This window comes from Streptomyces brasiliensis, assembly GCF_014647875.1.
Taxonomy (GTDB): domain Bacteria; phylum Actinomycetota; class Actinomycetes; order Streptomycetales; family Streptomycetaceae; genus Streptomyces; species Streptomyces brasiliensis.
Map to the genome: position 1 here is coordinate 53,714 of NZ_BMQA01000033.1, position 20,919 is coordinate 74,632.

The following is a 20,919-nucleotide window of genomic DNA, read 5'->3' on the forward strand; positions in this document are numbered from 1 at the left end:
CCTGACGCGGACGATCGTCCGCTACTGCTGCGGGCGGTCGTTCCGCAGGGCGATGGGGTCCCTCGCTCGAGCGAAGCCGGGAGTGGGGGAGGGTGGGCACGGCCGACACACCGGGCGCCGCACGACCGACCCCGGCTGCACCTGTTCAAGCCGCGGCCAAGGCCAACTGCCCGGGTCCCGCACCGTAGAATCGGCCTCATCATGGCTTACCTCGACCACGCCGCGACCACCCCGATGCTCCCGGAGGCGGCAGAGGCACTGACTGCCGCGCTGAGCATCACCGGCAACGCCTCCTCGCTCCACGCATCCGGCCGTAAAGCCCGGCGTACGGTCGAGGAGTCCCGCGAGACGCTCGCCGAAGCCATGGGCGCCCGCCCCAGTGAGGTCGTCTTCACGGCCGGCGGCACCGAGGCCGACAACCTCGCGGTGAAGGGCCTGTACTGGTCCCGCCGCGACGCCGACCCGGCCCGTACCCGCATCCTCTCCAGCCCCGTCGAGCACCACGCGGTCCTCGACGCCGTCCACTGGCTCGGTGAACACGAGGGCGCCACGGTCGAGTACCTCGCCGTCGACCGCTACGGCCGCGTCCACCCGGAGACACTGCGCGAGGCCATCGCCCGCAACCCCGACGACGTCGCCCTCGCCACCGTCATGTGGGCGAACAACGAGATCGGCACGATCATGCCGGTCCATGAACTCGCCCAGGTCGCAGGGGAGTTCGGGGTCCCGCTGCACTCCGATGCCGTGCAGGCCTTCGGCCAGGTCCCCGTCGACTTCACCGCCTCCGGCCTCGCCGCGATGACGGTCTCCGGGCACAAGATCGGCGGTCCGTACGGCATCGGCGCCCTCGTCCTCGGCCGTGAGTACACCCCCGTACCCGTTCTGCACGGCGGTGGGCAGGAGCGGCACGTCCGCTCGGGCACGCTCGACGTCCCCGCGGTCGCCTCCTTCGCGGTCGCCGCCCGGCTGGCCGCCGAGCAGCGCGAGTGGTTCGCCCGCGAGATCGGCGCCCTGCGCGACGAGCTGATCGAGGCGGTCCGTACGGCCGTCCCGGACGCGATCCTCGGCGGCGACCCGGCACCGGAGGGCCGCCTCCCGGCCAACGCGCACTTCACCTTCCCGGGCTGCGAGGGCGACTCCCTGCTGCTTCTGCTGGACGCCCAGGGCATCGAGTGCTCCACCGGCTCCGCCTGCACCGCGGGCGTCGCCCAGCCCAGCCATGTCCTGCTCGCCACGGGCGCCGCCCCGGACCTGGCCCGCGGCACCCTCCGCTTCTCCCTCGGCCACACCTCGACGCAGGCGGACGTGGAAGCGGTCGCGAAGGTGATAGGCCCGGCGGTGGAACGAGCCCGCGCGGCGGGCCTGACGTAACTCCCGAAGCCCGGCTGCACGGCGGGCGCGGGAGCGCCGCGGTGCTCCCGAAGCCCCGGCCGTCAGGCCCCCCGCACCGCCCCCGCCGACCGGGCTTTCCGCACAAGTCCCATGTACCGGTCCCAGTCCCAGTGCGGTCCCGGGTCCGTGTGGTCCGTGCCCGGTACCTCCACGTGGCCGATGATGTGCTTCCGGTCGACGGGTATGCCGTACCGCCCGCAGATCGCGGCCGTCAGGCGTGCCGAGGACGCGTACATCTCGCCCGTGAACGAGGAGGCGCGCTCCACGAAGCCCTCGTGCTCGATGCCGACGCTCCGCTCGTTGTACCCCCGGTTGCCCGCGTGGAACGCCACGTCCAGCTCGCGGATCAGCTGGGTGATCAGCCCGTCCTTGCGCACGATGTAGTGCGCCGCCGCCCCGTGCCCCGGGTCCTGGAACACCTGCACCGCGCTGCGGTAGCCGCCCTGGGTGACATGGATGACGACGCGGTCGATCGCGTAGTCGTCCGGCCGGTCCGCCCGCCGGTAGTTCGCCGGGGACGCCGCCACCCAGCGCGCGCCACGGAAGTCGACCGCGCCCGCCACCCGCGGTTTCTCCACGCCCGGCAGCCGCCACCACAGGTGGGCCAGCTCCTCGCGCGCCAGCGCCGCCGTGCCCACCGCGGCGACGGCGCCGCCCACGAGCAGGGCCCGCCGCCCCAGCCGACGGTCCGAGTCGCCGCGCTTCGCGTCGGCCTGTTTCTCCCCCATGTGATCGTCAACGGATACCCGCGGGTCCGGGTTCCCGTGGACCCGTACCCTGGAAGGGTTATGACTGAGACCTCGCAGCGCCCCCTCCGCGTCCTCGCCGCCATGTCCGGCGGCGTGGACTCCGCCGTCGCCGCCGCCCGCGCCGCGGAAGCCGGCCACGACGTCACCGGCGTCCACCTCGCGCTCTCCGCGAACCCGCAGTCGTTCCGTACGGGCGCGCGGGGCTGTTGCACCATCGAGGACTCGCGCGACGCCCGGCGCGCAGCCGACGTCATCGGCATCCCGTTCTACGTCTGGGACCTCGCCGACCGCTTCCGCGAGGACGTCGTCGAGGACTTCGTCGCCGAGTACGAGGCGGGGCGCACCCCCAACCCGTGCCTGCGCTGCAACGAGAAGATCAAGTTCGCGGCGCTGCTGGACAAGGCGCTCGCGCTCGGCTTCGACGCGGTCTGCACGGGCCACTACGCCAAGATCGTGACCCACGACGACGGCACGCGCGAGCTGCACCGCGCCTCCGACATGGCGAAGGACCAGTCGTACGTCCTCGGTGTCCTGGACGAGCGGCAGCTCGCGCACGCCCTGTTCCCGCTGGGCGACACGGTGACCACCAAGGACGAGATCCGCGCCGAGGCCGAGCGCCGCGGCCTCGCGGTCGCGAAGAAGCCCGACTCTCACGACATCTGCTTCATCGCCGACGGCGACACCCAGGGGTTCCTCGCGACGCGCCTCGGAAAGGCCGAGGGCGACATCGTCGACGAGTCCGGCAGCAAGGTGGGCACGCACGACGGGGCGTACGGCTTCACGATCGGCCAGCGCAAGGGCCTGCGCATCGGCACGCCCGCCGCAGACGGCAAGCCGCGCTACGTCCTCGACATCTCCCCGGTGACCAACACGGTGACGGTCGGCCCGGCCGCCGCCCTGGACGTCAGCGGCCTGACAGCGATCAAGCCCCGCTGGTGCGGCACCGCCCCGACCGGCTCCGGCACCTACACGGCCCAGCTGCGCGCACACGGCGGCGAGACCGAGGTGACGGCCGAACTGGTCGACGGCGACCTGCGCGTCATCTTCACCGAGCCGGTCCGCGGCGTGGCCCCCGGCCAGGCGATCGTCCTGTACGACGACACACGCGTGGTGGGTTCGGCGACGATCGCGTCGACGGTCCGGGCGACGGCCGGGGTCGCCTAGCCACGACGCCCACGTCAGGGGCCCGCCCGGCTGGTCGCAGTCGCGGTACGCCGGCTCACGGCACTCGGCGTGCCGCCGGAGCGCGTCCACCACGACCCGGTCACGGAAGCCGTTCCCGTCGTCCTCCCGCCCCGGCGGGCCGGCGCTTCGGCGTAACCGAGCGCCTACACCTGGAAGAACTCCGCCAGCACCGGCGCCAGTACGTCCGGGTCGACCATGTGGGTCTGGCCCTCGAGGGTGAGGTACATGCCTTTGGGGGCAGCGTCGGCGACGTCCTCGACCGCCGCCTGGAGCCACGTCGGGCTCGCGCCGCCCGCGACCGCAAGCACCGGCACACCGATCGACGCGATCCGCTCCCGGGGCACCAGGCCGCCGGCCATCACGGCGTCGTCGTACGCCAGACTCGGCGCGATCGCCTCCATCGCGGCCCACATGGGGGAGTTGCGGGCGCCCAGAATCATCTCCTCGGCCATCCCGGTCAGACGCAGGAAGAGCTCGACCGCGTCCCCGCGACGTTCCGCCCCGAGGGCCTCGGTCAGCCGCTCGGTGTACTCGGCGCGCTCCTTCGCACCGTCGCCGCTGTGGTCCGCGAACGGCGTCTCGTACACGGCGACCTGACGGACCGGCAGCCCGCTCGCCGCGGCCTCCAGCACCAGGGCACCGCCCGACGAGATGCCGTACAGCGCCGCGTCCCCGCCCACCGCCTCGATCAGCGCGGCCAGGTCCTCGACCTCACGGACCACGGCGTACGGCTGCGTGTCACCGCTCGAGCCACGGCCCCGGCGGTCGTACACGACGACCGTGAAGCCGCTCGCGAGCCGCGATGCCAGCGGGGCCATGGTGGCGCCCGTCGACATCGCGCCGCTCACGAGGACCACCGCGGGGCCCCGTCCCCGGATCTCGTACGCGAGGGGTGTGCCGTCGCGTGAAGTGATCTGCTTGTCCATGCCTGTGCAGACTGCCACCAGGCGTGGAATTAATCGGTCACGACACCTCTACTTCGTAGAAGCAGAGGTGGTCCTTGATCTTTTCGACGTCTTCCTTGGGCTCGGGATACGCCCACACGAGGTCCGGCGCGTCCGGCAGCGACCAGTAGGACGCCGTGCCCTTGAACGGGCAGACCGTGTGGGTGTCGGAGGGGGTGAGAAGGTCGAGGCGTACGTCCTCGGCCGGGATGTAGTACCGCACCGGGCTGCCGGTCTCGCGCAGCACCAGAGGGCGGTCGGTCTCGGCGAGCACCTGGTCCCCGTGCACCACGCGCACGTGCTGCTCGCCCTGTTCGATGGTGATCGTGTGTCCTTGTGCCATATCGGAAAAGCGTTTGCGGGCCGCCGGTTCTTCCCGCTTACGGTGTGCGGTATGAACATCTGCGTCTTCCTCTCCGCCGCCGACCTCGACGACCGCTACACCCGCCCCGCGCGCGAGTTCGCGAAACTGCTCGGAAAGGGCGGTCACACGCTCGTCTGGGGCGGCTCCGAGGCCGGTCTGATGAAGGTGGTCGCCGACGGTGTGCAGGAGGCGGGCGGCAGGCTGCTGGGCGTCTCCGTCGAGTTCCTGGCGGCACAGGCGCGGGCCGGAGCGGACGAGATGGTGATCGCGAAGGACCTGGCGGAGCGCAAGCGGCTGCTGCTGGAGAAGGCCGACGCGGTGGTGATCATGGTCGGTGGCACCGGCACCCTCGACGAGGCCACCGAGATCCTCGAGCTGAAGAAGCACGGGCACACCGACAAGCCCGTCGTGCTGCTGAACACCGCGGGCTTCTACGACGGTCTCAAGGAGCAGTTCCGGCGCATGGAGGACGAGGGTTTCCTGCCGCGTCCCCTCGCTGAGCTGGTGTTCTTCGCGGAGGAGCCGGTCGGCGCGCTGGCGTACCTCGAGGAGAGCCTCGGCATCGAGTGATGCGAGCATGGCCGTCATGGCTACTCATGTGATCACCGGGGCGGGCTCCGGCATCGGCGCGGCCGTGGCCCGCCGCCTCCACGCGCGCGGGGACGACCTCGTCCTGCACGCGCGCGACGCCGGCCGCGCGAAGGAACTGGCCGCGGAGTTCCCCGGGGCGAAGACGCTGGTGGGCGACCTCGCGGACCCGGACAAGCTCTCCTGGGCCTTCTCCCACCAGACGCTCCCGGACCGAGTGGACTCGCTGCTGCACAGCGCCGGTGTGGTCGACCTGGGTCCGGTCGGCGAGCTGAGCGCCAAGTCCTGGCGGCACCAGCTCAACGTCAACCTGATCGCGCCTGCCGAGCTGACCAGGCTCTTCCTGCCCCAGCTGCGCGCCGCGCGCGGGCACGTGCTCTTCGTCAACTCCGGCGCGGGCCTCAGGGCGAGCGCGGACTGGTCGGCGTACGCGGCGTCCAAGCACGGCCTGAAGGCCCTGGCCGACTCCCTGCGCCAGGAGGAGCACGCGTCCGGCGTCCGCGTCACCTCGGTCTACCCGGGCCGCACGGCGAGCCCGATGCAGGCCAGGGTCCACCAGCAGGAAGGCAAGGAGTACGACCCCGCGCAGTGGATCGACCCCGAGTCGGTGGCCACGACGATCCTGATGTCGCTCGACCTGCCACGAGACGCGGAGGTCAACGACCTGACGGTGCGACCGGGCGGCTGAGAACCGCGCCCCGGTTCCGTACGCTTCCGGGGTGAGCGAAAACAGTCAGTCCAGATTCGGTGCCGCCACCGGTGTCGGGTCCATGCCCGGGGGCGATGCCCGGGAGGCCGCGAAGACCGTCACCGGGACCTTCGAGGACTTCCCCTTCCTGCCCGAACTGCCCGGCCGGGGCCCCGGTGCCGACATGATCGGCCGCACCGCCGGGATGCTCGTCGAGCTGTACGCGCGCGTGGAGCCGAGCGGCTGGCGGATCGGGGACCGGCCCGGGCGGGACACCAAGCGGGCCCGGTCCTGGCTCGGCGAGGACCTGGACGCGCTCGAGGAGTTCACCCAGGGATACGAGGGACCGCTCAAGGTGCAGGCCGTCGGCCCCTGGACGCTGGCCGCCGGGGTCGAGCTGAAGAACGGCGAGGCCGCCCTCTCCGACCCCGGCGCCTGCCGCGACCTCGCCGGCTCGCTCGCCGAGGGCCTGCGTCAGCATCTCGCCGAGGTGCAGAACCGGGTCCCGGGCGCGCGGATCACCCTCCAGCTCGACGAGCCCTCCCTCACCGCCGTACTCCGCGGACAGGTCAGGACCGCCAGCGGCTACCGCACCCACCGCGCCGTCGACCGGCAGGTCGTCGAGGCCACCCTCCGTGACGTCGTGGGGGTTCACGGCACCGGCCCCGTCGTGGTCCACTCCTGCGCACCGGACGTCCCGTTCGCCCTGCTGCGCCGGGCGGGCGCGGCCGGGGTCTCCTTCGACTTCTCGCTCCTCACCGAACGTGACGACGACGCGATCGGCGAGGCCGTGGAAGGCGGCACGCGGCTGTTCACCGGTGTCGTGCCGGGCACGGACGGCCCATTGTCAGACCCTGCCGGTAGCGTCATGGGTGTCAGGACGCTGTGGCGCAGGCTGGGGCTGCATCCGGGACTTCTCGCGGAGGCGGTCACGGTCACGCCGTCGTGCGGTCTCGCGGGGGCCTCTCCCGCGTACGCCCGCGCGGCGCTCGCCCACTGCGTCCGGGCGGCGAGATCTCTCGCGGACAACCCAGAGTAACGGGAGGACAACACGGTGGCCGGCGACAAGCAAGCGGAGACGACGGTGCCCGCCGAGGCACGGGAGAAGCACGCGCTGCTCGCTGAGCAGATCGAGGAGCACCGCTTCCGGTACTACGTGAACGACGCTCCCGTCATCAGCGACGCGGAGTTCGACAAGCTCCTGCGCGACCTGGAGGCGCTGGAGGACGAGTATCCCGAGCTGCGTACCCCGGACTCGCCGACCCAGAAGGTCGCGGGGGCGTACGAGACGGAGTTCACGTCCGTCCAGCACCGCGAGCGCATGCTCTCCCTCGACAACACCTTCAACGACGACGACCTGGCCGCCTGGGCCGACCGCGTCCACCGGGAACTGGGCGACCAGGACTACCACTTCCTGTGCGAGCTCAAGGTCGACGGCCTCGCGGTCAACCTCACCTACGAGAACGGTCGCCTCACGCGCGCGGCGACCCGCGGCGACGGCCGCACCGGCGAGGACATCACGCCCAACGTCCGTACGATCGCCGAGATCCCGGACCGGCTGAACGGCGACCGCGTCCCCGACCTCGTGGAGATCCGCGGCGAGGTCTACTTCCCGATGGAGAAGTTCGCCGAGCTCAACGAGCGCCTGGTCACGGCCGGCGACAAGCCCTTCGCCAACCCCCGCAACGCGGCGGCCGGTTCGCTGCGCCAGAAGGATCCGCGCGTCACCGCGACCCGCCCCCTGCACATGGTCGTGCACGGCATCGGCGCCCTGCGCGGCTACGAGGGACTCACCCGTCTGTCCGGGGCCTACGACCTGCTCAAGTCGTGGGGCCTGCCCACCTCCCCGCACAACAAGGTGGTCGACGACCTCGACGGCGTGCGGGAGTTCATCGCGTACTACGGCGAGAACCGCCACTCCGTGGAGCACGAGATCGACGGAGTCGTGGTCAAGCTCGACGAGATCCCGCTCCAGGGACGGCTCGGCTCGACCTCCCGCGCCCCGCGCTGGGCGATCGCGTACAAGTACGCGCCGGAGGAGGTCAACACGAAGCTCATCAACATCCGTGTGGGCGTGGGCCGTACGGGCCGGGTCACGCCGTACGCGCAGGTCGAGCCGGTCACCGTCGCGGGCTCCGAGGTCGAGTTCGCCACCCTGCACAACCAGGACGTCGTCAAGGCCAAGGGCGTCCTCATCGGCGACACCGTGGTGCTGCGCAAGGCCGGTGACGTCATCCCGGAGATCCTCGGCCCCGTCGTCGATCTGCGCGACGGCAGCGAGCACGCGTTCGTGATGCCGTCCGAGTGCCCCGAGTGCGGTACGCCGCTGCGCCCGATGAAGGAGGGCGACGTCGACCTGCGCTGCCCCAACGCGCGTGCGTGCCCGGCCCAGTTGCGTGAGCGGCTGTTCTATCTGGCGGGCCGCAAGGCGCTGGACATCGAGCAATTCGGGTACGTGGCCGCCGCCGCCCTGACCAAGCCGCTCGAGCCCGCCGAGCCGCCCCTGAAGGACGAGGGCGACCTGTTCGACCTCACCATCGAGCGGCTGCTGCCCATCAAGGCGTACGTCCTCGACCAGGACAGCGGCCTGCCCAAGCGCGACCCGAAGACCGGCGAGGAGAAGGTCGCGCTGGTCTTCGCCAACCAGGAGGGCGGGCCGAAGAAGAACGCGCTGGCCATGCTGGAGAACATCGCGGCGGCCACGGAGCGCCCGCTTGCCCGTGTCCTCACCGGCCTGTCGATCCGTCACGTCGGACCCGTCGCGGCCGAGGCGCTGGCGCGCGAGTTCCGCTCCATCGAGCGCATCGAGCAGGCCACGGAGGAGGAACTGGCGAACACCGACGGCGTCGGCCCGATCATCGCCGCCTCGCTCAAGGAGTGGTTCACCGAGGACTGGCACCGGGAGATCCTCCGCAAGTGGAAGGCCGCCGGTGTCCGCATGGAGGAGGAAGGCACCGGTGAGGAGGAAGGACCCCGTCCTCTCGAGGGCCTGACAGTCGTCGTCACCGGAACGCTGGAGAGCCACACCCGCGACGGCGCCAAGGAGGCGCTGCAGAGCCGCGGAGCGAAGGTGACCGGTTCGGTGTCGAAGAAGACGTCATTCGTGGTCGTAGGGGACAATCCGGGATCGAAGTACGACAAGGCGATGCAGCTCAAGGTGCCGGTCCTGAACGAGGACGGTTTCGCCGTCCTGTTGGAACAGGGACCCGAAGCCGCCGCCGAAGTCGCGGTCCCGACCGGGGAGTAGCGGTCGAAGGCCACCCGATCGGCGCATACCAGACGCATAAGGGTGACCGGGTCGCATTCGGGTAACCGTCGCCGACCGCTGCCCCTGAAAGCCTTCTGCGGCCTACTGTTGAGATATGCGCCTGCCGTGCCCAGCTGCGGTCGGGGCATCCCCGTGCTCGTGAAGGACACGGGGAAGGGTTTTTCCAACGCGGAGCCGTTGATGGGTGTCGGGCATCGATCCGCGTGGCGTGGGCACCGCCGGCTGTGAGAGGGACGGGAATGGAACCGACCGAGAGCGCCGCCCCGGACTCATGGCTGCGCCTGCGCCGCAGGGCGGTCGCATGGCGGGGAAGTCTGTGGACCCCCCGGACCGCCGAGCGCACGGGCACGGGAGCCCGCGTCGTCGCACACCTCACCCCGGCGGAGCGCACGCAAGTACCGCGGGCCTTCGCCGGGAGCCCGACCCCCGCCCTGCCGGGCGCGGATCCCGAACGGCAACTGTGCTGGCCCGCGTTGCCCGCGACCGTCGTCACCGCCGCCGGACTCGCCCTCGGCGTCGGCTTCTACCGCGCGTTCGCCCACCATCACGCCCTCTTCCCGTCCGGCACGGTCGGCTGGTCGCTCGCGGTGCTCGTCGGCATCATCGTCGGCCACCTGGTCATGCTCGGCCGCGCCCGCTGGTGGGGCGGCACCGGCTCCGGCGCCGCTCTCACCCTCGCCGTACTGCTGCTGTACGGCTGGGTGCCCGCAGGGATGGTCAGCCTCACCGTCGTCGTCCTGGTCGGCATAGCCCGCCGGCACCGCTGGCGGCAGGGCGTCCTGCACGGCGCGGTGGACATCCTCGGCATCGGCGCCGGCGCGCTGCTGCTCGGCGCCTGCGGCAGCGTACCGACCGTCGAGGGTCCCTGGACCCCGGACCGGTGGACGTTCGCCACCGCCCCCGAGATCGTTCTCGCCGCCGCCGCCTACCTGGTGGTCAGCCGCGCCCTGCTCTGGTACCTGCACACCCCGCGCGGCGGCGGACTGCCCACCGTCGCCCGTACCGCCCTCGTCAGACAGGGCCTCGTCGCCGTCGCGCTGCTCGGCATCGCGCCCCTCGTCTGCGTGGTCGCCGTCGCCCAGCCGGTGCTGCTCCCGTTGTTCGCGATACCGCTGATAGCCCTCGACTCCACCCTGTGGATGGCCCGGGCCCGGGCGGAGGAGCAGCTGCGCGACCCGCTGACCGGGCTGCCCAACCGGCAGTGGCTCCTGGAGCGGATCTGGACGGCCCTCGACGACGCCGAGCGCATCGGCGCCCGGGCCGCCCTCATGCTGATCGACCTCGACCGTTTCCGGTCGGTGAACGACACCCTCGGTCACCTCGCCGGTGACCGGCTGCTGCTGCAGATCGCCGACCGGCTCAGGCTGGCGCTGCCGCGCGGGGCGGAGGCCGCGCGGCTCGGCGGGGACGAGTTCGCCGTTTTACTGCCCGTCGCGGACTCCACGACGTCGGCCACGCGGGTCGCCCGCAGCCTGGTCACCGTGCTCAGCTCACCGCTCGACCTCGACGGGCTCACACTCGTCCTGGAGGCGAGCGCGGGTGTCGCCGTCTTCCCGGACCACGCCCTCGACGCGGAGGGGCTGCTGCGACGGGCGGACGTGGCGATGTACCAGGCGAAGCGCGACCGTACGGGCGTCGAGGTCTACGAGTCCAAGCGGGACTCCAACACCCCTGACCGGCTCGGACTGCTGGGTGACCTGCGCCGCGCCCTCGACGCGCACGAGGTGCAGCTGCACTACCAGCCGAAGGTGCGCTTCGACGGCCAGGTGGCCGGGCTCGAGGCGCTGGTGCGCTGGGTGCATCCCGAGCGCGGGAAGGTGCCGCCGGACGAGTTCATCGCGATCGCCGAGTCCTCGGGGCTGATGCCCCATCTCACGGAGTACGTGCTGGAGACGGCGCTCGAACAGGTCGCGAAGTGGCGGGCGCAGGGGCTGCGGGTGCCGGTCGCGGTCAACGTCTCCCCGCGGGACGTCCACACGCCCGGGTTCGCCGGGTCGGTGGCCGCGCGGCTGGCCCGGCACGGGGTTCCTGCCGGGGCGCTCCAGCTGGAGATCACGGAACACGTGCTGCTGGAGGACCCGCAGCGGGCCGCCGACACGCTGGCCGCACTGACCGGGCACGGTGTGAAGATGTCCCTGGACGACTTCGGCACCGGGTACTCGTCGCTGGTGCATCTGCGGCGGCTGCCGGTGAGCGAGCTGAAGATCGACCGGTCCTTCGTGGCACGGCTGGCCGTGGACCCGGAGGACGCGGAGATCGTGCGCTGCACGATCGATCTCGCGCATTCGCTGGGGCTGCTCGTCGTCGCGGAGGGCGTCGAGGACGACGAGACGTGGGAGCGGCTGCGGGACCTGCGGTGCGACGCCGTGCAGGGGTGGCTGGTGGCTGCGGCGATGCCGGCGGAGGAGACCACGGCGTGGCTTCACGCACGGGGAGCCCGGGTGCAGGCGGCTCTGCCGGCCGCCGAGTAGCTTTTCCACCCCGTCCGCCCGTTCAGCCCTCTTGAAGGGGTGGATGTATCCCGTGGGGATCTTCGCCGTCGGCGGCCGCGGGCCGTCGCGCGAATCGCGTCCGTCGTCGCCGGGGTTCGTCGGTACCCGTGTCGCTCTCGACACGCTGATCGTGCCGTGCCACGGCGGCACCACAGTCGTCGCCTACGGTATCCACTTCCTCACCGTCCGACCGCGTTCGCGTCATCAACAGGGGCTGAGAAATGTCGTTGTTCGTACCGAATTTCGAAGAGTCGGTCGTCGTCCGTGACACCGAGGCCGAGGTGGTCGGGGGCGATCCCGTCGCGGTGCGGCTGCTGGCCGACAGCAGGGCCTGCGGGGGCGCGCTGTCCACCGTGCGCGTCGGTCTGGGGGAGGGCGCCGACGGTGCCCGGCCGCATCTGCACCGCAATTCCGCCGAGATGTTCTACGTCCTCGACGGCGCCGCCGAAGTGCTCTCCGGCGACGACGTCCTCACCGCGGGCAAGGGCGACCTCGTCATCGTCCCGCCGGGCAAACTGCACGCCTTCGCCGCGGTTCCCGGTGCGACGGCCGACATCCTGATCGTCATCACCCCGGGCGTCGAACGCTTCGAGTACTTCCGTCACCTCCAGCGCCTCCGCCTCGGCGAGGCCACCCTGGAGAGCCTCCTGTCGGTGCAGGAGCTGTACGACAACCACTACCTGCCGAGCGAGGTCTGGGACGCGCGCCGCTGACCTCATGGGGGGTGCCAGGCAAACCGTTTCACGGTCACCGGGCCCCGCCCCATAGGATTGGCCCCAAACCACACGCACTCACCCCAGAGGATCGCTGCATGCCTGGCATCACGCGCGAGGAGGTCGCCCACCTCGCCCGGCTGGCGCGTCTGGAGCTGAAGCCCGAAGAACTCGATCACTTCGCAGGCCAGCTCGACGACATCATCGGCGCGGTCGCCCGCGTCAGCGAGGTCGCCGACCAAGACGTACCGCCGACCTCTCACCCGCTCCCGCTGACGAACGTCATGCGCGTGGACGAGGTCCGTCCCTCGCTCACCCCCGAGCAGGCGCTCTCCAGCGCCCCGGCCCAGGAGCAGCAGCGTTTCAAGGTGCCGCAGATCCTGGGGGAGGACTGATCCATGACGGACAGCACCATCATCAAGCTCACCGCCGCCGAGACCGCCGCGAAGATCGCCTCCGGCGAGCTGACGGCCGTCGAGGTCACCGAGGCGCACCTGGCCCGGATCGAGGCCGTCGACGAGAAGGTGCACGCCTTCCTGCACGTCGACCGTGAGGGCGCCCTCGCCCAGGCCCGCGCCGTCGACGAGAAGCGCGCCCGAGGCGAGAAGCTCGGCCCGCTGGCCGGCGTCCCGCTCGCACTCAAGGACATCTTCACCACCGAGGGCGTCCCGACGACCGTCGGTTCGAAGATCCTGGAGGGGTGGATCCCGCCGTACGACGCCACCCTCACCAAGCGCCTCAAGGCCGCCGACGTGGTCATCCTCGGCAAGACCAACATGGACGAGTTCGCCATGGGGTCCTCCACCGAGAACAGCGCGTACGGGCCGACCGGCAACCCCTGGGACCTCACCAAGATCCCCGGTGGCTCCGGCGGCGGTTCCTCCGCCGCTCTCGCCTCCTTCCAGGCGCCGCTCGCCATCGGCACCGACACCGGCGGCTCCATCCGCCAGCCGGCCGCCGTCACCGGCACGGTCGGCGTGAAGCCGACGTACGGCGCCGTCTCCCGGTTCGGCATGGTGGCCTTCTCGTCCTCCCTCGACCAGGGCGGGCCTTGCGCCCGTACGGTCCTGGACGCGGCGCTGCTCCACGAGGTCATCGCCGGTCACGACCCGATGGACTCGACGTCCATCGACGCCCCGGTCCCGCCCGTCGTCGAGGCCGCTCGCAACGGCAGCGTCGAGGGCATGCGCATCGGCGTCGTCAAGCAGTTCCGCGGCGAGGGCTACCAGCCCGGTGTCATCCAGCGCTTCGACGAGTCCGTGGAGCTGCTGAAGGAACTGGGCGCCGAGATCGTCGAGCTGGACTGCCCGTCCTTCGACCTCGCCCTGTCGGCGTACTACCTCATCGCGCCGTCCGAGTGCTCCTCCAACCTCGCCCGCTTCGACGGCCTGCGCTACGGCCTGCGGACGGGCGACGACGGCAGCCACTCGGCCGAGGAGGTCACCTCCCTCACCCGTGAGACGGGCTTCGGCCCCGAGGTCAAGCGCCGCATCATGCTCGGCACGTACGCGCTGTCGAGCGGCTACTACGACGCCTACTACGGCTCCGCCCAGAAGGTCCGGACGCTCATCACGCGTGACTTCGAGAAGGCCTTCGAACAGGTCGACGTGATCGTCTCCCCGACGACCCCGACCACCGCCTTCGCGATCGGCGAGCGTGCCGACGACCCGATGGCGATGTACCTGGCCGACCTGTGCACCATCCCCACCAACCTGGCGGGGAACGCGGCCATGTCGCTGCCCTGCGGTCTCGCGCCGGAGGACAACCTCCCGGTCGGTCTGCAGATCATCGCCCCGGCGCTGAAGGACGACCGCCTGTACAAGGTGGGTGCAGCCGTCGAGGCCGCCTTCGTGGAAAAGTGGGGGCACCCGCTGCTCGAGGAGGCTCCGTCGCTATGAGCAATGCACTGTCGAAGGCCAAGGGCTTCAAGAAGTCGAAGTCCGGCACGTACCTGTCCATGGGGACCACCGCTTTCGGCGCGATCGGCGTCGCCAAGCAGATCAAGAGGGCCCGGTCCGAGCACGACACGCTGCGCCTGATCGACGCCACCGTGTCCGCCGTCGCGATCGTCACCGGCCTCGCCCTCCTCTACCGCGAGCTGAAGCGGCTGGGCGACGACGACGTCCTGCTGGGCTGAGAGGGAAGTTTCACCGTGACCACCACGACCGACCTGGTGTCGTACGAGGACGCTCTGGCGTCGTACGACCCCGTCATGGGCCTCGAGGTCCATGTCGAACTCGGCACCAAGACCAAGATGTTCTGCGGGTGTTCGACCGAGCTGGGCGCCGCGCCCAACTCGCAGACGTGCCCGACCTGCCTCGGCCTGCCCGGCTCGCTCCCGGTCGTCAACGCGACCGGCGTCGAGTCCGCGATCAAGATCGGCCTCGCGCTGAACTGCGAGATCGCCGAGTGGTGCCGCTTCGCCCGGAAGAACTACTTCTATCCGGACATGCCGAAGAACTTCCAGACCTCCCAGTACGACGAGCCGATCGCCTTCAACGGCTACCTCGACGTCCAGCTGGAGGACGGCGAGACCTTCCGCGTGGAGATCGAGCGCGCCCACATGGAGGAGGACACCGGCAAGTCGACGCACGTCGGCGGCGCGACGGGCCGTATCCACGGGGCGTCCCACTCCCTGCTCGACTACAACCGCGCGGGCATCCCGCTCATCGAGATCGTCACCAAGCCGATCGTCGGTGCCGGCGAGCGTGCCCCCGAGGTCGCGCGGGCGTACGTCCGTGAGCTGCGCGAGCTCATCCGGGCGCTCGGTGTCTCCGAGGCGCGGATGGAGATGGGCCAGATGCGCTGCGACGTGAACCTGTCGCTGATGCCCAAGGGCGCCGACAAGTTCGGCACGCGCTCCGAGACGAAGAACGTCAACTCGCTGCGGTCCGTGGAGCGCGCGGCCCGCTTCGAGATCCAGCGGCACGCGGCCGTGCTGTCGTCCGGCGGCACGATCGTGCAGGAGACCCGCCACTTCCACGAGGACACCGGGTCGACGACCTCGGGCCGCGTGAAGGAGGAGGCCGAGGACTACCGGTACTTCCCGGAGCCCGACCTGGTACCGGTGGCGCCGCCGCGCGAGTGGGTCGAGGAGATCCGCGCCGTGCTGCCCGAGCTGCCGCTGGTGCGCCGCAACCGGCTCCGCGAGGAGTGGGGCGTCTCGGCGACCGACATGCAGGCGATCCTCAACGCCGGCGCCCTGGACCCGATCGTCGCCACGATCGTCGCCGGTGCCGACGCCGCCTCCGCCCGCAAGTGGTGGATGGGCGAGCTGGCACGCAGCGCCAACGAGTCGGGCGTCGCGCTCGACGAGCTGGCGATCACGCCGGTGCAGGTCGCCCGGGTCACGGCGCTGGTCTCGGCCGGTGACCTGAACGACAAGCTGGCCCGGCAGGTCATCGAGGGCGTCCTCGCGGGCGAGGGCACCCCGGACGAGGTCGTCGACAAGCGCGGTCTGAAGGTCGTCTCCGACGACTCCGCGCTGGGCACGGCGGTCGACGAGGCCATCGCCGGCAACCCGGGCGTCGCCGACAAGATCCGCGGCGGCAAGGTGGCCGCGGCGGGCGCCCTGGTCGGCGCGGTCATGAAGGCGACCCGGGGTCAGGCCGACGCGGCCCGCGTCAAGGAACTGATCCTGGAGAAGCTGGGCGTCAGCGAGGGCTGAGTCCGGCGGTTCCGTCAGCCCCAGGGGGACGCATCGACATCGATGCGTCCCCCTGGGCGTCTGGTCAGGCAGTCCCCCTGGACGGGCGTCCGCTCGGACGCGGCACCCCACCACCCGTACGAAGCCGAGTGCGCGCTCCTGGTCCACGCGCAGCATCTCCGCCGACTAGCGTGCCATGCCGGCCATGAACTCGCTCGGGCCTCTCCTGCGTGCGCACCAACCAGCCGGCCGAGTGGAACGCCTGGAAACCCTGATACGCGTCCACTGACACGATTGCATCGAACGTGCGTGCGCCTCCGCGAACACCTTCTGTACCCGGTCGCCGACGGCCGCCTCGGCGAGGCGGGCCGCGTTCGTCAGACGGCTCGTGAGGCCGTCGGCGAGATTCTGCGGTGTCATGTCGGACATCGCCGGACGCTGACAACCGTCCACGACCACCGCACCTGCTTCGTCCGGCCGTACGTACTACGCTCGCCCGCCATGAGTGGACGCGGTGATTCCGGCATACGACCCGACCCGGCCGCGGCGGAGGGTGCGGCGGACGGCGCCGAGGAGCGCGCCGAGGACGTGCGCCGTGCCCGGTGGGCGGCCCTCGGCACCGGAGCCCTGCTTGCCCTCGCCGGGCTCGCCGCCGCGCTGCTTCGGCTCACCGGTTCCGCGCCGGCCCGCATCCCGGCCGCCTATGGCCTCGGCGCGGTCGTCTGCGCGCTGGCCGCAGTCCTCGGCTTCCGGGGCCGTACCCGCTGGGCGCTGTGGCTGCTGATCGCAGGCGTCATGGTGATGGCCCTCGGGGACCAGTTCGACTGAAGTTCCCGCCGCGGGGCCGGGGGGTCAGGGGGGAGAGCGCACCGGAACTGTCCTGTGACATCCATCCCACTCGTGTGAAGAGCCCCACGAACCCGACAAACGATCACATTCGCCTGCGAGAGTGGTCCTTCGATTGCTCATGCGTTCTTTGCGGGTTGTTCTCTCTATGGACGATCGATCCCGGTCAAAGATCCACAAATCGTCCCTGGGAGCACGTCTGTGGCAGCCCTTGCACGTTGGTGTGTCCGGCATCGACTGATCGCCGTCCTGCTGTGGCTCCTCGCCTTCGGCGGAGTCACCGCGGCCGCTGCCGTCACCGGCTCCGCGTACTCCGACCACTACGACGTCCCCGGCACCCAGGCGGGCCGCGCCACCGAACTGCTCAGCGAGGGCTTCCCCGGCATCAGCGGCGACACAGACACCGTCGTCTGGCACACCACCGAGGGCTCCGTCCGCTCGGCCGACGTCGAGCAGACGATGAACCGCACCCTCGACCGGATCGCCGAGCTGCCCGGCATCACCACCGTGACCAGCCCCTACGGCGGTCAGGGCGACGCCGGCATCAGCCGCGACGGCCGCACGGCCTACGCCACCGTCACCTTCGGCCGGCCGGCCGAGGACATCGGCAAGTCCGAGGCCGAGGCCGTCGTCCGCACTGCCAAGTCAGCCGAGACCGACGGGCTCCGGGTGGAGCTCGGCGGCAGGGCCATCGGGCTCACCGAGTCCGCGAGCGGGCACCTCGCCGAGGCGGTCGGCGTGCTCGTCGCCGCCGTCGTCCTGTTCCTCGCCTTCGGCTCGCTCGCCGCCTCGCTGCTGCCCATCGCCACCGCGCTCATCGGCGTCGGCACCGCGTACGGCGGTATCGCGCTGCTCGGACACGCGATGACCGTCGCCGACTTCGCGCCCATGCTCGGCATGCTCATCGGGCTCGGCGTCGGCATCGACTACGCGCTGTTCCTGGTCACCCGGCACCGGCGCGGCCTGAAACGCGGCCTGAGCGTCACCGAGTCCGTCACCGACGCCGTCGCCACCACGGGACGCGCGGTCGTGTTCGCGGGCGCGACCGTGTGCATCGCACTGCTCGGCATGCTGATCCTGCGGCTGAGTTTCCTCAACGGAGTCGCGGTCGCCGCCTCGCTGACCGTGGTCCTGACCGTCGCGGCCGCCGTGACCCTGCTGCCCGCCCTGCTGTCCCTCATCGGGCACCGCGCCCTCAGCCGCCGCGAGCGGCGCCGGCTGGCCGAGCACGGTCCGCAGCCGGAGCTGCCCACCGGCTTCGCCGCCCGCTGGTCCGCGTTCGTCGAACGCCACCCCAAGCTGCTCGGCGCCGTCGCCATGGCCGTCGTCGCCGTCCTCGCCCTGCCCACGTTCTCCCTCCACCTGGGCACCGCCGACCAGGGCAACGACCCCGGGACATCGACCACACGGCAGGCGTACGACCTGATCGCCGAGGGCTTCGGCCCCGGCTCCAACGGCCCGCTCACCCTCGTGACGCGCGTCGACGGCGCCGACGACAAGCTCGCCCTCGACAACCTCGACACCACCCTGCGGGACACCGCGGGCGTCGCCTCCGTGACGCCCGCCCGCTACAACATCGCCGGCGACACCGCGTACCTCACGGTCGTCCCCGACTCGGCGCCCCAGTCACAGCGGACCAGCGATCTCGTCGAGCGCCTGCGCGCCGAGGTCCTCCCGCGCGCGCAGGCGGGCACCTCGCTCGACGTGCACGTCGGAGGGGTGACCGCGGCCTACGACGACTTCTCCGCCGTGATCGTCAGCAAGCTGCCGCTGTTCGTCGGGGTCGTGATCGGGTTCGGCTGCGTACTGCTCTTGCTCGCGTTCCGCTCGCTCGGCATTCCGCTGAAGGCCGCCGCGATGAACATCGCCGCCGTCGCCGCGGCCTTCGGTATCGTCGTCGCCGTCTTCCAGTGGGGCTGGGGCAGCGAACCGCTGGGCCTCGGCCGCGCGGGCCCCATCGAACCCTTCCTGCCCGTGATCATGGTGTCGGTCCTCTTCGGCCTCTCCATGGACTACCAGGTCTTCCTGGTCAGCCGGATGTACGAGGAGTGGCTGGAGACCGGCGACAACCGGCGCGCCGTCCGCGTCGGCCTCGCCGAGACGAGCCGGGTGATCAACTCCGCCGCGGTCATCATGATCTCGGTGTTCCTCGCCTTCGTGCTCAGCGGCGACCGCGTGATCGCCATGTTCGGCATCGCGCTGGCCTCGGCCGTCGCCCTGGACGCCTTCGTCCTGCGCACCTTGCTCGTGCCCGCCCTGATGCATCTGCTCGGCGACGCCAACTGGTGGCTGCCCGGCTGGCTGGAGCGCCGGCTGCCCCGGATCAGCATCGAGCCGCCCGAGTGCCGCGCCGCCCATGAGAAGCTCGACGCGGTCGTGACGGAACTGGCTGAGGAGCGACGGCAGGATGTACGCGATTTCCCTGGGTGACGACGGCGCGGAGCTGCGGCCGTTGGAGATCTGGCATGCCGAGGAGTTCCTCGCGCACCTCGATCGGGGGCGGGAGTTCATCGGGCAGTTCATCTCCTTCGGGTCCAAGGAGACGGACGTGGCGTCCGCGCGGGCCATGCTCCAGCGCTACACCGACATGCGTGCCGCGGACACCGGCTCCCTGCACGGACTGTGGCTGGAGGGGAAGCTGGTCGGCGGGGTGCTCTTCCTGAACTTCGACGCGCAGCACGGCAACTGCGAGGTCGGCTGCTGGCTGGAGCCCGCCGGTACCGGACGCGGGCTCGTCACCCGCGCGATGCGCGTCCTCATCGACCACGCCATCGAGCGGCGCGGCATCCACCGCGTCGAGTGGGTCGCCGCCTCGGGCAACCAGGCCAGCCTGAACGTGGCCCGCCGCCTGGGCATGACCCGCGACGGCGTACGGCGTGAGGCCCACCCCTATCGCGGGGTGCGGCACGACCTCGAGGTGTGGTCGGTGCTTGCCCCCGAATGGCGCGCGGCACGCGCGCGTACCGAGCACAGCGATCATTAAGAGAGTTCTCAGACGGCGTCCGTACGGTGCGGGGCATGGGAACCAAGACAGTTGACGGGGCCGGGAGCGGCACCGAGACCAAGCAGGACGAAACGTTCACCGACGAGGCGGCTGCGGACGCCACCGAGGCGGATGGTGGGGCCGGGGCCGGGGCCGGGGCCGATGGCGTGACCGGGGCCGAGGACGCCGAGGCGGACGGTGTGATCGAGGAGACGGCCGAGAAGGAGGGGCCCTCCGGCGTCGGACAGGGTGCCGCGGCTGTCGTCTCCGCCGCGCTGGGCGTCGTCTCGCTCAACGGTGGCTGGATCGGCACCGTCGCCTCCGCGCGCGAGAACCTCGTCGGCCAGCTGCAGACGGCGTCGAACGCGAGCATCGCCCAGCAGCTCAAGGAGCTGTACGGCGACGCCTGGCAGGCCACCGCGCTGTGGGCCGGCCTGTTCGCGCTGGTCGGGCTGATCACCGGCGTCGCCGTGCTGGCGCGGCCCGCGTTCGGCACGCCCGGCAAGCCGCAGGCGCCCTGGATCAAGTCGGTCGCCTGGGCGGGCGTCTCGCTCGCTGTCATCGGCCTGCTCCTGGCCGTCCTCAAGTACTCCGACGCGCTGCTGGCCCTGCCCTCGGCAAAGTGAATCACCGCAGGCCGTAAGGGGTCTTAGCGCATCCGTGAGCACCTCACGGAGCGCCTAAGGCCCCTTACGCACGTCCGGGGCCGGCCGGCCGCCCCAAGATGCGGAACTCTCCCCATGTGGGACACCCCCCTGGGAGACGAAGGTAGAGGCATCGCAGGAAGCGATACCGGAAACCGAACTCTCCGAGGGACACATCATGATCGAGTACGAACTCCACCAGGCCCGTTCCGCCGAGCTGCTCCGCCGGGCCGAGCACGAGCGCCTGGCCCGCGAGCTCCTGCGCGGCCGCCGGGCGGCCCGCCGCGAGGCGGACACACGCCGGGCCGCGGGGGCCGAAGGCGAAACCCATACCGACCGCCCCCGCCACCGCCGAGTCGCCCGCCCCGCATGAACGCGGGGCGGGACGCCCGGCCCACACCGACGGTCCGGGCGGAC

General features: G+C 71.3%; 20 protein-coding genes. 17 read left to right on the forward strand and 3 right to left on the reverse strand.

Annotation, left to right across the window (positions count from 1 at the left end):
* The first annotated feature begins 201 nt into the window (after positions 1-201).
* Entirely contained in the window at positions 202-1,371 is a 1,170-nt protein-coding gene (locus tag IEZ19_RS33810; protein WP_189315137.1) for a cysteine desulfurase family protein, read from the forward strand.
* Positions 1,372-1,433: 62 nt separating this feature from the next.
* Here IEZ19_RS33810 and IEZ19_RS33815 read toward each other — a convergent pair whose 3' ends face one another.
* A complete protein-coding gene (locus tag IEZ19_RS33815) occupies positions 1,434-2,120 on the reverse strand; it encodes an N-acetylmuramoyl-L-alanine amidase (RefSeq protein ID WP_189315138.1) in 687 nt (228 codons plus the stop codon).
* 60 nt (positions 2,121-2,180) lie between these two features.
* Between IEZ19_RS33815 and mnmA the strand changes: the two genes are divergently transcribed.
* Positions 2,181-3,305 carry a tRNA 2-thiouridine(34) synthase MnmA gene (gene mnmA, locus IEZ19_RS33820; protein ID WP_189315140.1) on the forward strand — a complete coding sequence of 375 codons (1,125 nt, stop codon included), beginning with the start codon at positions 2,181-2,183 and terminating at the stop codon, positions 3,303-3,305.
* A gap of 164 nt (positions 3,306-3,469) precedes the next feature.
* Here the strand turns inward: mnmA and IEZ19_RS33825 are convergent, their stop codons facing one another.
* Together IEZ19_RS33825 and IEZ19_RS33830 are read right to left on the reverse strand one after the other, a co-directional pair.
* Positions 3,470-4,252: an alpha/beta fold hydrolase gene (locus tag IEZ19_RS33825; protein WP_189315141.1), complete on the reverse strand. Its 783-nt coding sequence runs from the start codon at positions 4,250-4,252 to the stop codon at positions 3,470-3,472.
* 37 nt (positions 4,253-4,289) lie between these two features.
* The gene (locus IEZ19_RS33830; protein ID WP_189315144.1) at positions 4,290-4,613 is read right to left on the reverse strand and encodes a DUF427 domain-containing protein; all 324 of its coding nucleotides are present in this window, start codon (positions 4,611-4,613) and stop codon (positions 4,290-4,292) included.
* A 51-nt stretch (positions 4,614-4,664) separates the two neighbouring features.
* Here IEZ19_RS33830 and IEZ19_RS33835 point away from each other — a divergent pair, with 51 nt between their 5' ends.
* The 15 genes from IEZ19_RS33835 (at position 4,665) to IEZ19_RS33905 (ending at position 20,875) form a co-directional block, all read left to right on the forward strand.
* A complete protein-coding gene (locus IEZ19_RS33835) occupies positions 4,665-5,204 on the forward strand; it encodes an LOG family protein (RefSeq protein WP_189315146.1) in 540 nt (179 codons plus the stop codon).
* 7 nt (positions 5,205-5,211) lie between these two features.
* Entirely contained in the window at positions 5,212-5,910 is a 699-nt protein-coding gene (locus tag IEZ19_RS33840) for an SDR family oxidoreductase (protein ID WP_189315149.1), read from the forward strand.
* Positions 5,911-5,992: 82 nt separating this feature from the next.
* Complete coding sequence (locus IEZ19_RS33845; RefSeq protein WP_373297097.1) at positions 5,993-6,949, forward strand: methionine synthase; 957 nt, start codon at positions 5,993-5,995, stop codon at positions 6,947-6,949.
* Between the two features lie 15 nt (positions 6,950-6,964).
* Positions 6,965-9,157, forward strand: a complete 2,193-nt coding sequence (gene ligA, locus IEZ19_RS33850; protein WP_189315152.1) for an NAD-dependent DNA ligase LigA — start codon at positions 6,965-6,967, stop codon at positions 9,155-9,157.
* Between the two features lie 260 nt (positions 9,158-9,417).
* A complete protein-coding gene (locus IEZ19_RS33855; RefSeq protein ID WP_189315153.1) occupies positions 9,418-11,649 on the forward strand; it encodes a putative bifunctional diguanylate cyclase/phosphodiesterase in 2,232 nt (743 codons plus the stop codon).
* Positions 11,650-11,891: 242 nt separating this feature from the next.
* Positions 11,892-12,383, forward strand: a complete 492-nt coding sequence (locus tag IEZ19_RS33860) for a cupin domain-containing protein (RefSeq protein ID WP_189315155.1) — start codon at positions 11,892-11,894, stop codon at positions 12,381-12,383.
* A gap of 98 nt (positions 12,384-12,481) precedes the next feature.
* Entirely contained in the window at positions 12,482-12,778 is a 297-nt protein-coding gene (gatC, locus tag IEZ19_RS33865) for an Asp-tRNA(Asn)/Glu-tRNA(Gln) amidotransferase subunit GatC (RefSeq protein WP_189315157.1), read from the forward strand.
* 3 nt (positions 12,779-12,781) lie between these two features.
* The gene (gatA, locus tag IEZ19_RS33870; protein WP_189315159.1) at positions 12,782-14,281 is read left to right on the forward strand and encodes an Asp-tRNA(Asn)/Glu-tRNA(Gln) amidotransferase subunit GatA; all 1,500 of its coding nucleotides are present in this window, start codon (positions 12,782-12,784) and stop codon (positions 14,279-14,281) included.
* Positions 14,278-14,520 carry a hypothetical protein gene (locus IEZ19_RS33875; protein ID WP_189315161.1) on the forward strand — a complete coding sequence of 81 codons (243 nt, stop codon included), beginning with the start codon at positions 14,278-14,280 and terminating at the stop codon, positions 14,518-14,520. The genes gatA and IEZ19_RS33875 overlap by 4 nt, the downstream gene beginning before the upstream one ends.
* A gap of 15 nt (positions 14,521-14,535) precedes the next feature.
* Positions 14,536-16,050, forward strand: coding sequence for an Asp-tRNA(Asn)/Glu-tRNA(Gln) amidotransferase subunit GatB (gene gatB / locus IEZ19_RS33880; RefSeq protein ID WP_189315163.1), 1,515 nt, complete (start codon positions 14,536-14,538; stop codon positions 16,048-16,050).
* A 480-nt stretch (positions 16,051-16,530) separates the two neighbouring features.
* Complete coding sequence (locus IEZ19_RS33885; protein WP_189315165.1) at positions 16,531-16,857, forward strand: hypothetical protein; 327 nt, start codon at positions 16,531-16,533, stop codon at positions 16,855-16,857.
* A gap of 219 nt (positions 16,858-17,076) precedes the next feature.
* Positions 17,077-19,305: an MMPL family transporter gene (locus tag IEZ19_RS33890; RefSeq protein ID WP_189315167.1), complete on the forward strand. Its 2,229-nt coding sequence runs from the start codon at positions 17,077-17,079 to the stop codon at positions 19,303-19,305.
* Positions 19,283-19,858, forward strand: a complete 576-nt coding sequence (locus IEZ19_RS33895) for a GNAT family N-acetyltransferase (protein WP_189315169.1) — start codon at positions 19,283-19,285, stop codon at positions 19,856-19,858. The genes IEZ19_RS33890 and IEZ19_RS33895 overlap by 23 nt, the downstream gene beginning before the upstream one ends.
* A gap of 35 nt (positions 19,859-19,893) precedes the next feature.
* Positions 19,894-20,484, forward strand: coding sequence for a hypothetical protein (locus tag IEZ19_RS33900; protein WP_189315171.1), 591 nt, complete (start codon positions 19,894-19,896; stop codon positions 20,482-20,484).
* Between the two features lie 196 nt (positions 20,485-20,680).
* The gene (locus tag IEZ19_RS33905) at positions 20,681-20,875 is read left to right on the forward strand and encodes a hypothetical protein (protein ID WP_189315173.1); all 195 of its coding nucleotides are present in this window, start codon (positions 20,681-20,683) and stop codon (positions 20,873-20,875) included.
* Positions 20,876-20,919: the final 44 nt, after the last annotated feature.